A 13205-nucleotide genomic window follows, 5' to 3' on the forward strand; every position below is an offset into this window, starting at 1 on the left:
CGCAACAAGCGCTGCAGCGTGAGGAAATTCACGATGCACCCACTTGCCCCGCGCACTGCCCGCACGCTACACTGCCGCGTCACGTCAAAAAAAGGCGTGATCGGGTTTGGAAGCCCGTTGAACCGCTGCGACGCAAGCCGCAGTCTCTACCGCAGAGCACCTGCGGCTTGTTTGTTCGCGCCCCCAGTTTATGGTGGCTCGAATGGGGAGTCGCAAGGCTCGCCGGTTCGCGCAAGCGGTTCCCGGTCTTCCAACCCGTTCGAGCCGCCGCCATTGTTTGGAAGCCATGGCGTCGGTTTTAGTAAATCGAACCGCTTGGAGGCCACCATGGCTGACCGCATCCCCGCACGCGCACTTGGCGCGCGCACCACCTCGCCCACCACGGGCACCCCCGACCCCATCCAGCTGCACGCCACCGCGCACAACGCGCTGGGCACTGCGCTGCACCACCTGCGCCAGCCGCACGTGGACGCCGCCCGCGCACGCCGCAAGGTGATGCAGGCCCTGGCCGCACTGCGCGGCCTGGACATGGCCTTGAGCCTGGAGGGGTAACCATGCACACGACCACCCACAACGCTGCCCGCGAGGCAGTGCAGGCGAAGCCTTGCCAAAACTGCCGCGACAACTTCCCGTTGCCCGAGGCGGCAGACGTGTTCGACCAGCATGTGGTGCACGGCTATCTGGTGCGCCGCAGCGCCTGCACCGTGTGCCCCAACACCGCCAAGCCTTGCTTGGTCAAAGAGGCACCGAAGCCGCAGGGCCTGCCCACCTTGCCGCAACTGGTGCTCGAAGCCCAGGACTTCACGGAATCCCTGCGCACCGTGCTGCGCGCCTGCCACGCCGTTGCAGCGTTGGCCGCGGGCGCCACCAACCCACACGCCACCGTCAACATGGACGGCCTGGGCGAGCTGCTGCACCTGCACAGCGACGCCATCGAGCAGCGCCTGGACGCCATCGGCGCGCGGATCGACGCACTGCGCACGGCCACCGGCGTGCGCCACACAGATGACCGCGCAAGGCATCTGGCCATGGACGCCACCGACCAGCACACCCACATGCGCCAAGCCCAGCTCGCGTTCGAAGCCGTGGCCGACATGGCGCCCTGCGCGGCCGACACCCTCACGGGCGAGAACCTTGCAGCCGCGCTGCGCCTGCTGGCCGACGCCATGGCCGAACGTACCGCCGCCATGGACGACATGCTCGATGCGCTGCATGCCGTGCTGGTGCAGGAAGGCCCTCCAGCATGAGCGCAGCAGGCGCAAGGCATGCCTACGAAGTGAACCGTGCGCGCATCGCCAGCCTGTGGGCCGAAGCGCGGCCGGTGTCGGAGGGCGACGCGGCCGGCCGCTACCTCGCGCGCAGCGGTGTGGCGAGCGCAGCGCCGGGCAGCGCGTACCCACCCGCCTTGCGCTTGCATCCCGCGCTCGACTACTGGCACATGCAGGCAGACCGCACGCCGGTGTGCCTGGGCCAGTTCCCCGCGCTGCTGGCCTTGTTCGAGGTGGACACCTACCCGCGCGGCCTGCAAGGCGCGCCTGTGCCCCACGCGGTCGCGCTGCAGCGCATCTACCTTGCGGCCGATGGCTCGCTGGCCCCGGTGCCTGCGCCCGTCAAGCTGACCGGCAAGGCAGGCCCCGCGCTGGGCGCCTGCGCGCGGCTGGCCCCTGCAGACAGCGCCCGCCGCGTGATGGGCATGGCCGTGGGCATCGCCACCGCGCTGCGCATCGCCCAGGCAGCACGCATGCCGGTGTGGGCTGTGCCCGACGCAGCGCTGCTGGCGCATGCCCGCTGGCCCCGTGGCCTGCGCAGCCTGCATGTGTTCGTGGACACCCGCGACCCCGGCCAATGGCGCAGCGCGGCCGAACTGGCGCGCAAGGCCAGCGCCTGCGGCCTGCAGGTCTTCCCGATGGTGGCTGATCTGGCAGACGCCCACGGCAGCCACCACACCCCCCGATTCACCGCCACCCGGCTTTAGAAAACGATCCCACCATGGCTACAAAGAAGGCCAGCGCACCAAGCACGGGCGCGGCGATAAACACCCGACCAGCCACCCCCGCTGCGATTGCCGCAGCGCCCGTGGCTGCCCTGCAATTCACCGTCTTCACCGCCACGGTTCCCGACCGCCTGACCAAGGTTCTGACCCTGGCCCCCGATGGCACGCTGCACAAGGAAAGCGCCGCCAACATGATGCGCGGCAGCGCGGTGCGCTCTGTGGTGCACAGCCTGCAGGAGCTGGCCGATGTGCTGGAAGCCCTCGACCCCGCGCAGGCCACAAGCTGGGGCGTGTGCGATGGCAGCGTAGGCAATCCTGTGCCCATCGTCCCTGAGCGCGAAGTGGCCGAGACACCGGGCGCCATCTCCCGTACCCGCAGGCACTTTGCCTACCCCGTGGGCCCTGGCGTGATGATGCTGGACCATGACGGCGCGCCCGATGGCGAGCTGTCTGCGGATGTGTTCCGCCAGCGCTTGATAGAAGCCTGCCCGGCCCTGGCCGATGCGCCCATGCTGTGGCGCCCGAGCTGTTCCGCCGGAGTGTGCACCGCTGACGGCCGCGAGCTGTCGGCGCTGACCCGGCATCGTTTGTATATCCCGGTGCGCGATGCCTCGCGCATTCCAGAAGCGGGGAGGGCGCTGGTGCAATTGCTCTGGGCCGCTGGCCACGGCTGGTTCGACGTAGGCCGCGCAGGGCAGGCACTGGAGCGCACCCTGATCGATGCCAGCGTGTGGCAGCCCGAGCGGCTGGACTTCTGCGCGCCACCGCTGCTGGGCAAGAGCCTGCAGCGGCCGCACGCCGCCCCGCGCATCTTTGGCGACCCGCTCGCGCTGTTCGACCTCGCGCTGATCCCGCACGATGCCGACACGCACAAGCAAGCCCAGGCGCTCAAAAAGGCAGCCCGGCAGCAGCTCGCAGGCCAGTGCGCAGCCCAGCGCGAGCGCTGGGTGGCCACCAACGCCCCGGCCCTGGCCAAGCGCCGGGGCATCCCCGTGGACAAGGCCCGCGACGTGCTGCAGCGCGCCAGCGCCCAGCGCGTTCTGATGGGCGACTTCGTGCTGATGGCCGAGCAGGGCAAGCCGGTATCTGTTGGAGAAATCCTCGACCGCCCCGAGCGCTGGCACAACGCCCAGTTTGCCGACCCGCTGGACCCGGACACCGATACCCGCGTGGCCGTTGTGAATCTCAAAAGCGGCCAGCGCCCGTACCTGTTCACCCACCGCCACGGCGGCATGCGCTTTGAGCTGCTGCGCCAGAGCGCCCGCATTCAGGTGGGCCGGGGCATGCGCGTGGCCACGACCGATGCCGTCCTAGCCGTGCTGCAGGAACGCGGGGAGCTGTTCGACTATGGCGAGGGCGCCGTGGCCTATGTGAGCGACGGCAAGGCGCGCCCGGTCACGCCCGACTGGCTGACCGACCACATGGGGCGCGTGTGCGAGTTCTACTCGATGCGCCACCGCAGAAAAGCCGATGGCGAGGAAGCGCCCGAAGAAGGCCCGGAAGATGCCCCCTTGAGCGTAGCCCGCGCCATCCTTGCCAAGCATGGCGAACGCGGGTTCAAGAAGCTGGTGGCGGTGGTCACTGCCCCGACGCTGCGCATCGACGGCAGCATCCTGGACCGCCCCGGCCACGATGAGGCATCGGGCCTGCTGTTCTACAGCGAACACCCGAACCCGCCGCGCGTGCCAGTGCGCCCGACTGTTCAGGACGCCCTGGCTGCGCTCAAATTCTTGTGGGCGCCGCTGGCCCTGTTCCCCTTGGTGGATGCCGTAGCTAACGGCGTGGCCCTGCATGGCCTGCTGTCGGCCGCGCTGCGGGCAAGCCTGCCCACCGCACCCGGTGTTGGGTTTGACGCCCCGGCCGCAGGCAGCGGCAAGACGTTGCTGGCCCGCTGCATCGGCATCCTGGCCATGGGGTCCGAGCCTTCGATATTGCCCCCGGCCGACACCGACGAAGAAACGCGCAAGCGCCTGTTTGCGGTGCTGCGCGAAGGCCAGCGCGTCGTCCTCTGGGACAACGTGCGCGAGCCGCTGGGCTCAGCCTCGCTGGATGCCTTCCTGACGGCCCCCACGTTTGCCGACCGGGTGCTGGGCAGCAGCGAAACCGTCACCTTGCCCAACCGGGCTTTGTTCATCGCCACGGGCAACAACCTGCGCATGACGTCGGACACCTGCCGAAGGGTGCTGACGGCGCGCATCGATGCGCAGAGCGAGACACCCTATACGCGGGACTTCTCGTTTGATCCCGCGCAGATGGTGCAGACGGACCGCCTCGCCTACGTGGTGGCGGCTCTGACCATCGTGCGGGCCTACATCACCGCAGGGCGGCCAAAGATGGCCAAGGGCCGCACGGCCAGCTTTGAGCATTGGGATGATCTGGTGCGCCAGCCCATCTGCTGGCTGGCGCAGCACGTGGCCACGCTGGCAGGGACACCCGAAGCACAGGGCCTGCCCACGCTGGCAGACCCCATGGAAGCGGCCGCGCGTGCCTTTGAGCAAGACCCGGAAACCACCAAGCTGCGCGCGCTGGTGGAGGCATGGTTTGCAGCCTTCGGGCCGGACCAGACCACCGTGGGCGGCGCCATCCGGCGCAGCGATACCGATGCGCTCCTGGCCATGGCCATGGATGACATTGCGGGGCAGGCGGGCAAGATCAATTCGCGCATGCTGGGCCGCTGGATCGAGCGCATGCAGGGGCGCATTGTGGACGGCAAAAGGTTCGTGCGCATCGGGCACCGGGCGGGGTTGCTGCATTGGGCGGTGCACCAATCGGCGGCGTTGCGGCCGATGGCTGCGGCCGACGCTATGGGCATGCCTGCGGCCGACGATGTGGCCACGTTCTGAGGGGGCGGCATGAGCGACAACCAAACCGCTGCCCGATTGCTGGAACGCCTGCGCCACAAGGGCCTGCACCTGTCGGCCACGGCCGAGGGCGCGCTGCAGGTGTGGCCCGCCGTGTGGCTCGATGAAGCCACCAGCGAAGCCATCAGAGAACACAAGCCCGGCCTGCTGGCGTTGCTGACGGCCCCGGCCGTGGATGTGCTGGAAGACGACCGCCACCGCTGCCGCGACTGCTACCACCTGCAACGCAAAGGCAATTGCGCCATGGCTGCGCAGGGGCGTTTGCCCGGTGTGCCCGAGTGGTACACGCCGCACAAGGACGTGCTGCAGCGCTGCCACCGGTTCTGCGCGCTGCCGTACTGAGCATGGCCATGCACACCGACAAGCCCACGGCCATGACCGATGCTGAGCGGCAGCGCAAGCACCGGCTCAAGCGCCAGCGCGAGCTGCAGGCGCTGCGCGCGGTAGTGCCAGCCACAGCACAGGAGCGCGAGAGCGTGGCCCACGTGCAGCGCCTCGCGGCCCAGCTCGACAAGGCCACGCGCACGGCCGCAGCGCTGCAGGCGCGTATCGATGCGATGCAGTCGGAGCAGGGCGAGCTGCAGCAATTGCGTGAGGCCGTGCGCGCCCTGATTCCGAAGCTCACCCCGGCCGCGCAGCAGGTGGTGCGCAGGCATCTGGAGGGCTGCGGGGCAGGGCAGTGGCTTGCACCCGAGGAACCGCCACAGCCTGCGGCCGCGCCGCCTTCAACCCTTTCTTCCCGCGTGTTTTTTTAACCCCAGTCCACAAGGAGTGATTCATGAAATTCGATGTTCAACAACACGCCCGCAGCGCCCAGGCTGCGCTGCACGAAGCCCTGGCCGAGCTGGCCCGCGCACGCACGGCCTACGACAACGATGCAGGCCCGAGGTTTGGCCAGGCCAAGGCAGCGCAGGAGCTGCTGGGGCGCAAGATCAAGGCGGCAGAAGCGGAAGCAGATGCGGCTTCGGATGCGTTCCATGCTGCGTTCGCCAGCGGTGGGTTTGAGAGCAGCGATGCAGCCACGCGCAGTGCGCTCAACCGCAAGAACGATGCGCAGGCGATGGCCGAGGTGATGCGGGTGGCGCATGCCAAGGGAGCCAAGGAACTGCAGGCACTCGCGGCCGAGGCCAGCAGGCAGGCGCACACGTATGCGGCAGCGTATGAGCGGGCCTACACGGCGCACGCGAGGGCCGAGGGCTACAAGGTGCTGCAGGACGCCGGGGAGGCTGTGGCCAGGGCCATGGCGCTGGCGGCGCATGCGCCCTGCAGCACCAGCGCGCATGAGGATTCACTGGGGCGCCCGGCCAGCTCTGCTGCTATGCGCGAGGAGATGGTGGCGGCGCGGTGGGCGTTCATTCTCGATGGCTTGAGAGCTATGGCCGAAGGGCTGCCGGAGTACGGCGCGCGGCCGCAGGTGGAGGTGCTGGGGGTGTTCGACCTGGGGGCGCTGACGGCGCAGGATGTGTTGACGCCTGCGCAGATTCACAAGGTGCAGCGCGGTGGGGAAGTGGCGCTGTAGGGCGCAGGGTCAGGCGAGAAAAAGCGCGAAGTGGCGGTGGCTGCTTCGCGCTTTTCTATTGGGGAAATTGGCCTGGGGTTGAGTGGCTGGGCTGTTGATAACATGGCTGCCATCGCCGCCAGGAGCGGTCATTTCCAAGGTCATGGACCAAGCGAATTCGTTCCGATGTTTTGTCTCTGCTATTTATGACGTACAAGTCCGACTGCTACTATCACTACACATCAGTGGCTGGTGCCTTGGCGATAATCTCGTCTCGCACAGTTTGGCTCACGGACTATCGCTTTCTCAATGACCGGTTAGAACTGCGTCAAGGCTTGGATAGCTTCCTCTCAAAAATTCCGAAGGAGCAGCAGGCCTCGTTCAGACGTGCCTTTCAGTGGCACGACATCCAGAACCATCATTGCGTTTTCAGTCTCTCTCGATCCCCGAAAATTCTCAGTCAATGGCGAGCCTACGCTTCGGATGGCGCAGGGATCGCACTCGGGCTAAACCGTGCTTTCCTTGAGTACGCCGGCCTCTCGCTTGTCGAATGTAAATATGAAGACCATGACAAGTACGCAGCCGAACTGGTGGTCAAGCACGATGGCTTTATCCGAGCGGTATATGACGCGTCACAGCTTCATCGCGCAGAGAACGACTTTATGGGTTGGGTGGAGGCTCAGTGCTCCAGTTTCTACAGTGTTGTTGAGGATCTGATCGCACTAAAGAACCCCGCTTTCGCGGAAGAACTTGAGCTTCGGGCAGTCTGGTGTAGAAAGATGGGTGAAGTGAAGATGCGCTCGGCGCGAGACCTGATCATTCCTTATGTAGATGCAAAAATCTGGCCGGATGATGAAAGGGCTTCCGCCCTTGCAGTAGTTATTCCAGAGATATGGCTTGGTCCGAAGAGCAACGATCTAAATCGTTTGTCGATACATGCATTGAACATTGGTATGTGCATGATTCATCGACACGATTGCGGTTATGTGTGAGCTATTCCATAACCGATCGATTGCGTGGACGTGGTAGATCTGCGTCTCTTTCTTCGCGGCTTCTACTGATGCCGTCGATTTTCTAATTTCTATCTTTGCTCTGGCCTGCAAGCCGCTTCCGAGAGCGATCAAAGTGCTGCATATTCAGCGCGGGCCAGTGAATCCCGAAGGTTTTTTGGGATTGATCGGATTTTTATCAACTCAATCGTCTTGAGAAAACAGATGAATAAGAAAGATGTCATCGCGCAACTAGATAGCTTCCGTAGCCGCTTGGAACAAGATGTGGCACCGGCCTACGAGCACCGAGGTAGCGATTTCGGTAGCGAGCGGTTTGCCGCATGGAAACGGCAATTTGAGAAGTTCCTAGACGCGAGTCTTCCCGGAACTTCATCGCGTCTTGCTGCCAATCTTCGCAAGAGTGTCTTTTATCGAGGTAGAAGCGAGAGCGATCTGGATGTCTTCATGCGTGAGGATGGAGAGCCCTGCGCCGCCTTCATAGACTCCTTAATACTCGACATTCAAAACGGAGAGTTCGAGGAGCAGTTTGTTCCAATCAAGGCGGATGAGCGGGCGAAGGCAAAAAGCGAGAAAAAGGCCAAGAGAATCTTCGTGGTCCACGGCCATGACGACTTGCTGAAGACCAAGACGGCTCGCTTCATAGAGAAGCTGGGTTACGACGCTGTCATTCTTCACGAACAGGCGAGTCGGGGGATGACAATCATTGAGAAGATCGAAGCTCATACGGACGTTGACTTCGCGATCGTTCTTTACTCACCGGATGATCAAGGTAACACCACCAGTGCGGCCGCAAAGGGGGAACTTCTCCCTAGAGCCCGGCAGAACGTGATCTTTGAGCACGGATACCTAATGGCGAAGCTTTCACGAGCTCACGTTGTCCCGCTGGTAAGCGGAAAAATAGAACTTCCTAGTGACATAAGTGGAGTGGTTTACGTTGACGACACGAATTGGCAATTCGAGATAGCGAAGGAAATGAGGGCTGCTGGATATGAAGTTGACTTCAACAGGCTCCTTGATGCCTAAAGGTTAGTCAAGCTGCTGCGGCAGCTTCACGCTTTTCTTTGTTCTCCCGGCGCTTGCGTGCGCGCGCCGATATGGGAATGTGCACGTTCGGGTCCGGTATTTTTGAAGGCGTGAGGGTGTGTCCGACCTCGCTGCGGAGTATGAAGTTGTGCCCGCAGAACGGGTTCGAGCAGCAGTAGACATGCTCCCTGAACAAGAGGCCGGCCGCGTGGAGCGAATGCAGGCGCGCAATGCACTTGCAGTGGGGGCAGTTCATCTTCATCGCGCCATCTCCGTTGTCTCTGCCGATGCAAAGTCGGCCCACTCTTGCATGATGGCCGCGCGTTTTTCCAGCATGTCCCCGCGCCTGTAGGCGGCTTCGGTCCGGGTGTCGATCGCGTGGGCCAGACACAGCTCCACGGCATCGCGCGCGTGGTGCGTCATCTCCCCGGCCCAGTCCCTGAACGTTGACCGAAAGCCGTGTGGGACTGCGCCCAGTTCATGCCGCCGCATCACGGCCGTCAGGGCCATATCGGACAGCGGGCCTTTTCGGTTGGACGGGAACACATGCTCGACCGATGGGATGCGCGGCTGCGCCCTGAGCAGTTCCAGCGCTTGGCGCGACAGGGGAACGCGGTGTTCCCTGTTGGACTTCATTCGTTCGGCGGGCACCGTCCACAGACCGGCCTCCAGATCGACCTCGCTCCACACCATGCCCCGCACCTCGCCCGAGCGTGCGGCCGTGAGGATGAGAAAGCGCAGCGCACGGGCGCTTTGCCCGTCCATGGCCAGCAGTCGCTGGTAGGTGTCGGGCAGTATGGCCACGGGCACGGCCGCGTGGTGTTTGACCGGCGCCAGCTTGTTCGGGTCCGCCAGGATGTGTTCGAGCTGGCTGCGCCAGCGGGCAGGGTTGGGGCCGGTGCGGTGGCCATGGGCCGTGGCCCAGTCCAACACCTGCTCGATGCGGCCGCGCAGCCGCGAGGCGGTTTCTGTCTTGGTCTTCCAGATAGGTGCCAGCACCTGCAGCACGTGGGCCTGCCCGATGTCTGCCACCTGCAGGTGCCCGATATGGGGGAATGCATAGGTGGCCAGGGTGCTGCGCCATTGCTTCGCATGCTTGAGGCTGCGCCATGTGCCTTCGTGTTCGGCAATGAACGCTTCGGCCGCGTCATCAAAGCGCACCTGTCGCGCGATGGCCAGCCGGGCCGCTTCGCGTTGGGCCTGCCGAGCCTGCAGCGGGTCAACACCGCCCAGGCGCAGTTTGAGGGCATTGCGGGCGGCCTCGCGCGCTTCAGCCAGGCCGACCAGCGGATAGCTGCCCAGGCCCATGCGGCGGCGGTGGCCATCGTGCACATAACGGAACACCCAGGAGCGCGAACCGCCTTCGATCTTGAGATACAGGCCCGACACGCCACCCACGGCGTAAGAGCCGTCACTGCGCAGGCGGCAGACTTCCAGAGAGGTTTTTTCGAGGATTCTTTTGGGCATGGATACCGTGCAGCTCCCTGGCTATCCCCAGAAAACTGTAATTAAACACAGTATCAGTGTGCCATCCGACTGGAGGCACTTGGTAGGGTTTGGTGGGTTTTGAAGGGTTTTTTTCCGACGAAACGCGAGCCAGTGAAAAAGCAGCGGGGCAACTCGCAGACCCACGGGCTGTGCGGGTTGGTGGGGTTTGTAGGCTTTGGAGGGTTTACCGACCGTCCAAGCGCGAGCAAGTGAAAACGGCAGCGGCCTGCTTTCGGGGCACGTAGACCAGGGCCGACTGGTGGGGTTTGTAGGCTTTGAGGGGTTTGCCGGCCGTCCAAGCGCGAGCCTGTATGTAGAATCGCGCCTCCCAACCAGGGCGCTTACAAAGCAGGGCTGGGGGCAACTCTGGGGGCAACTTCCGTTCCATGAAAGTCGAAAATTCAATTGCGACAACGGGTTACGGCGTTCTTTCGGTAGAGCCCCAGCCACCAAACAAAAGCCCTTGATTTTCGCGATCAAGGGCTTTTTCTTTCTTGCCGGCGCTCCCTGCATTGCCGTTGCAGCGCCCAGCCCAGGGCATCCGCGCGCCACGGTGCGACCAGCACCACACGCAAGTCGTGGTGCGAGACCGGGCGTCTGTTCCCCCATTGTTTCGAAGCATCTTCATGCCCCTTCTGCAGGACACCACGCTGGGTATCGACTTTGGCACTTCCAATTCCGCCGTGGCCGTGCGCCAGGGCCGGGGGGCCGCACGCATGATCGCGCTGGAGGGGGGCGCGGCCACGCTTCCCACGGCCCTGTTCTTCAACGCCGAGGAGCAGCGCACGCACTTCGGGCGGGACGCGGTGGCGCAGTACCTGTCGGGCACCGAAGGGCGGCTGATGCGCTCGCTCAAGAGCCTGCTGGGCAGCGCGTTGCTGCAGGAGAAGACGGCGGTCCACAACACCTTGGTGAGCTACCAGGACATCATCGGCCTGTTTCTGCGCCGGCTGGCCGACACCGCCCAGGCTGAACTGGGCGGCCTGCCGGCGCGGGTGGTCATGGGCCGGCCGGTGCATTTCGTGGACGACGACCCGTTGCGTGACCGGCAGGCGGAGGCCGCTCTGCGGCTTGCTGCCGCCGGGGCGGGCTTTGCCGAGGTGTCGTTCCAGCTGGAGCCCATTGCCGCAGCGCTCGACTACGAGCAGCGGCTGGCGCACGAGGCGCTGGTGCTGGTGGTGGACATCGGCGGCGGCACATCGGACTTCACCGTGGTGCGGCTGGGGCCGGACCGCGCGGGGCAGTCGGACCGCGCCCGCGACGTGCTGGCCACCACGGGCGTGCACGTGGGCGGCACGGACTTCGACCGCCGCCTGAGCCTGGACCTTGCGATGCCGCTGCTGGGACTGCGGCACCGGGGCCCCGCCGGGCGGGAGGTGCCGAGCCGGGTGTTCTTCGATCTCTCGACCTGGCATCTGATCCAGTGGCTGTATTCGCCCCGCGCCTTGCGCGACGCCGAAAACCTGCGCAATGACTACTCGGACGTGCGCCTGCATGGGCGGCTGATGCGGGTGCTGCACGAACGCTGGGGCCATCGGCTGGCGGACACGGTGGAGCGCACCAAGATCGCGGCGTCCTCCACACCCGAGGCATCGACGGCCATGCCCCTCGACTGGATTGAGCCGGGCCTGGGGGCGGCGCTTTCGCCGGGCGGGCTGGCCGCGGGCCTGGAGGCCCTGCTGGAACAGGTGGTGGCCTGCGCGCGGGACTGCGTGGCGCAGGCCGGCCTGGGCGCCCAGGGGCTGGAGGCGATCTACCTGACGGGCGGCTCCTCCGCCCTGCGCCCGCTGCGCCATGCGCTGGCGGCGGCGTTCCCGGCGACGCCGCAGGTGGAAGGCGACCTGTTCGGCGGCGTGGCTGCCGGGCTGGCGGTCTCCCGGTGAGCGGGCGGTGGTATTGATTGGATTGCTATATTATTGATAGCTTCTAGCGCTTGATGGGTAAGCGCTGCGAGCCATTTTTGCCTTAATTTGCATCGCCCGGCGTATCGCGCTTCCACTGCAGGGCCGTGTCGTACAGCGCGTTGCGCGAGGCCCCCGTGATCTCGGCCGCGATGCGGACGGCGGTTTTCAGGGGCAGCTCCTGCAGCAGCAGGCGCAGCACCCGCAGGCTGTCGCCGCCATCTTCGTCCGCGCGGGCCAGGGGGTGCAGCAGCACCACGAATTCGCCGCGCGAGCGCTGGGGGGCGGCGTCCAGCCAGGCGGCCAGTTCGCGGGCGGGCAGGGTGCTCACTTCCTCGAACTGCTTGGTCAGCTCGCGCGCCAGCGTGACCGGGCGCTCCCCCAGCACGGCCAGGGCCCGGGCCAGGTCCTGAATGCGGTGGGGCGCTTCCAGCAGGACCACGCAGCGGGGCTCACGCGCCCACTGCTGCTCGATCACCGTGGCGCGCTCCGCGCTCTTGGTCGGCAGAAAGCCTGCAAAGACAAATCCACCGGACTCGCCACCGTGGCTCACGGCCCCTGCGACGCTGAGCGCCGTGGTGACGCTGCTGGCGCCCGGCAGGGGCACCGCGCGCAGGCCGGCGGCCTGCACGGCCGCCACCAGACGGGCGCCGGGGTCGCTCACGCCCGGTGTGCCGGCGTCGCTCACATAGGCCACCCGCAGGCCCTGGCGCAACTGCGCCACCACCGCCTGTGCGGCCTCGGCCTCGTTGTGCTGGTGCACGGCCAGCAGCTGCGCGGGGGTTTTGTCGACCCCGTAGGCGCGCAGCAGGGATTGGGTGTGGCGCGTGTCCTCGCACGCCACGGCATCGGCCAGCTGCAGCACATGCAGCGCACGCAGCGTGATGTCGGCCAGGTTGCCAATGGGCGTGGCCACCACGTACAGCGTGCCCCCGGGATAATGCTGCGATGCCGCCGCGTCGCGCGCGGCGCCCAGGGCTGAAGCGAAAGATGCGCTCAATGAGATTCCTTGCGAAGAGAAAGCCGTCGGTTCCACCGGGACAGGACGGCGCGACCCGGGCCCCCACCACGCGCGATCGCGGCAATGCGGCAGAGGACCAGGCGCTGGCCTACCTCCAGGCCGCCGGCCTGCGCCTGGTGGAGCGCAATTATCGGACGCCGGGGCGCGGCGGCGGCGAGATCGACCTGGTGATGCGCGATCGCGACGGCACCCTGGTGTTCGTGGAGGTGCGCAGCCGCGCCGGCGGCGCCTTCGGGGGCGCCGGCGCCAGCATCGGTGCAACCAAGCAGCAGCGCATCGTGCTGGCAGCGCGGCACTACCTTCTGCGGCTGCCATCGCCCCCGCCCTGCCGGTTTGACGTGGTGCTGGTGGAGGCGTCGCTGGAGTGGATCCGCGGCGCGTTCGACGCCTCCTGACCGCTGCCCGCGGGG

At 65.9% G+C, this 13205-nt stretch carries 14 protein-coding genes; 11 read left to right on the forward strand and 3 right to left on the reverse strand.

Annotated features, from left to right (window positions below; all coding sequences use genetic code 11):
- The first annotated feature begins 327 nt into the window (after positions 1–327).
- From LWW96_RS09555 to LWW96_RS09595, 9 genes are all read left to right on the forward strand, one after another.
- Complete coding sequence (locus tag LWW96_RS09555; protein ID WP_291486339.1) at positions 328–552, forward strand: hypothetical protein; 225 nt, start codon at positions 328–330, stop codon at positions 550–552.
- Positions 553–554: 2 nt separating this feature from the next.
- On the forward strand, positions 555–1247 hold the full coding sequence (locus tag LWW96_RS09560) for a hypothetical protein (protein ID WP_291486341.1): 693 nt from the start codon (positions 555–557) through the stop codon (positions 1245–1247).
- On the forward strand, positions 1244–1975 hold the full coding sequence (locus LWW96_RS09565) for a toprim domain-containing protein (RefSeq protein WP_291486343.1): 732 nt from the start codon (positions 1244–1246) through the stop codon (positions 1973–1975). The genes LWW96_RS09560 and LWW96_RS09565 overlap by 4 nt, the downstream gene beginning before the upstream one ends.
- A 101-nt stretch (positions 1976–2076) precedes the next feature.
- Positions 2077–4836 (forward strand): hypothetical protein, encoded by a 2760-nt coding sequence (locus tag LWW96_RS09570; protein WP_291486344.1) that lies wholly within the window; start codon positions 2077–2079, stop codon positions 4834–4836.
- A 9-nt stretch (positions 4837–4845) separates the two neighbouring features.
- Positions 4846–5196 (forward strand): hypothetical protein, encoded by a 351-nt coding sequence (locus tag LWW96_RS09575; protein ID WP_291486347.1) that lies wholly within the window; start codon positions 4846–4848, stop codon positions 5194–5196.
- 8 nt (positions 5197–5204) lie between these two features.
- Complete coding sequence (locus LWW96_RS09580) at positions 5205–5609, forward strand: hypothetical protein (RefSeq protein WP_291486349.1); 405 nt, start codon at positions 5205–5207, stop codon at positions 5607–5609.
- 23 nt (positions 5610–5632) lie between these two features.
- Positions 5633–6373 (forward strand): hypothetical protein, encoded by a 741-nt coding sequence (locus LWW96_RS09585; RefSeq protein ID WP_291486351.1) that lies wholly within the window; start codon positions 5633–5635, stop codon positions 6371–6373.
- Positions 6374–6558: 185 nt separating this feature from the next.
- A complete protein-coding gene (locus tag LWW96_RS09590) occupies positions 6559–7344 on the forward strand; it encodes a DUF2971 domain-containing protein (RefSeq protein WP_291486353.1) in 786 nt (261 codons plus the stop codon).
- Between the two features lie 222 nt (positions 7345–7566).
- Positions 7567–8385: a nucleotide-binding protein gene (locus LWW96_RS09595; protein ID WP_291486356.1), complete on the forward strand. Its 819-nt coding sequence runs from the start codon at positions 7567–7569 to the stop codon at positions 8383–8385.
- Positions 8386–8392: 7 nt separating this feature from the next.
- Here the strand turns inward: LWW96_RS09595 and LWW96_RS22210 are convergent, their stop codons facing one another.
- Together LWW96_RS22210 and LWW96_RS09600 are read right to left on the reverse strand one after the other, a co-directional pair.
- On the reverse strand, positions 8393–8647 hold the full coding sequence (locus LWW96_RS22210; RefSeq protein WP_366117934.1) for an ogr/Delta-like zinc finger family protein: 255 nt from the start codon (positions 8645–8647) through the stop codon (positions 8393–8395).
- The gene (locus LWW96_RS09600; RefSeq protein ID WP_291486358.1) at positions 8644–9852 is read right to left on the reverse strand and encodes a site-specific integrase; all 1209 of its coding nucleotides are present in this window, start codon (positions 9850–9852) and stop codon (positions 8644–8646) included. Before LWW96_RS09600 ends, LWW96_RS22210 begins: the two co-directional genes overlap by 4 nt.
- Positions 9853–10499: 647 nt before the next feature.
- Between LWW96_RS09600 and LWW96_RS09605 the strand changes: the two genes are divergently transcribed.
- Positions 10500–11756, forward strand: a complete 1257-nt coding sequence (locus LWW96_RS09605) for an Hsp70 family protein (RefSeq protein ID WP_291486360.1) — start codon at positions 10500–10502, stop codon at positions 11754–11756.
- A gap of 82 nt (positions 11757–11838) precedes the next feature.
- On the opposite strand, the gene rsmI is transcribed toward LWW96_RS09605, so the two are convergent.
- Entirely contained in the window at positions 11839–12774 is a 936-nt protein-coding gene (gene rsmI, locus LWW96_RS09610) for a 16S rRNA (cytidine(1402)-2'-O)-methyltransferase (protein WP_291486362.1), read from the reverse strand.
- Here rsmI and LWW96_RS09615 point away from each other — a divergent pair.
- A complete protein-coding gene (locus tag LWW96_RS09615; protein WP_291486364.1) occupies positions 12774–13190 on the forward strand; it encodes a YraN family protein in 417 nt (138 codons plus the stop codon). The two genes, rsmI and LWW96_RS09615, sit on opposite strands and share 1 nt — an antisense overlap.
- Positions 13191–13205: the final 15 nt, after the last annotated feature.

The sequence above is a fragment of the Acidovorax sp. genome (assembly GCF_021287135.1).
Lineage (GTDB): Bacteria > Pseudomonadota > Gammaproteobacteria > Burkholderiales > Burkholderiaceae_C > Acidovorax.

Excerpts from the sequence above, each read along its gene's own strand:
- LWW96_RS09605 (WP_291486360.1), top strand. The coding sequence starts at position 10,500 with ATGCCCCTTCTGCAGGACACCACGCTGGGTATCGACTTTGGCACTTCC.
- LWW96_RS09615 (WP_291486364.1), top strand. The coding sequence starts at position 12,774 with ATGAGATTCCTTGCGAAGAGAAAGCCGTCGGTTCCACCGGGACAGGAC.
- LWW96_RS09590 (WP_291486353.1), top strand. The coding sequence starts at position 6,559 with ATGACGTACAAGTCCGACTGCTACTATCACTACACATCAGTGGCTGGT.
- LWW96_RS09600 (WP_291486358.1), bottom strand. The coding sequence starts at position 9,852 with ATGCCCAAAAGAATCCTCGAAAAAACCTCTCTGGAAGTCTGCCGCCTG.
- LWW96_RS09585 (WP_291486351.1), top strand. The coding sequence starts at position 5,633 with ATGAAATTCGATGTTCAACAACACGCCCGCAGCGCCCAGGCTGCGCTG.
- LWW96_RS09560 (WP_291486341.1), top strand. The coding sequence starts at position 555 with ATGCACACGACCACCCACAACGCTGCCCGCGAGGCAGTGCAGGCGAAG.
- LWW96_RS22210 (WP_366117934.1), bottom strand. The coding sequence starts at position 8,647 with ATGAAGATGAACTGCCCCCACTGCAAGTGCATTGCGCGCCTGCATTCG.
- LWW96_RS09580 (WP_291486349.1), top strand. The coding sequence starts at position 5,205 with ATGCACACCGACAAGCCCACGGCCATGACCGATGCTGAGCGGCAGCGC.
- LWW96_RS09595 (WP_291486356.1), top strand. The coding sequence starts at position 7,567 with ATGAATAAGAAAGATGTCATCGCGCAACTAGATAGCTTCCGTAGCCGC.
- LWW96_RS09575 (WP_291486347.1), top strand. The coding sequence starts at position 4,846 with ATGAGCGACAACCAAACCGCTGCCCGATTGCTGGAACGCCTGCGCCAC.
- LWW96_RS09565 (WP_291486343.1), top strand. The coding sequence starts at position 1,244 with ATGAGCGCAGCAGGCGCAAGGCATGCCTACGAAGTGAACCGTGCGCGC.
- LWW96_RS09555 (WP_291486339.1), top strand. The coding sequence starts at position 328 with ATGGCTGACCGCATCCCCGCACGCGCACTTGGCGCGCGCACCACCTCG.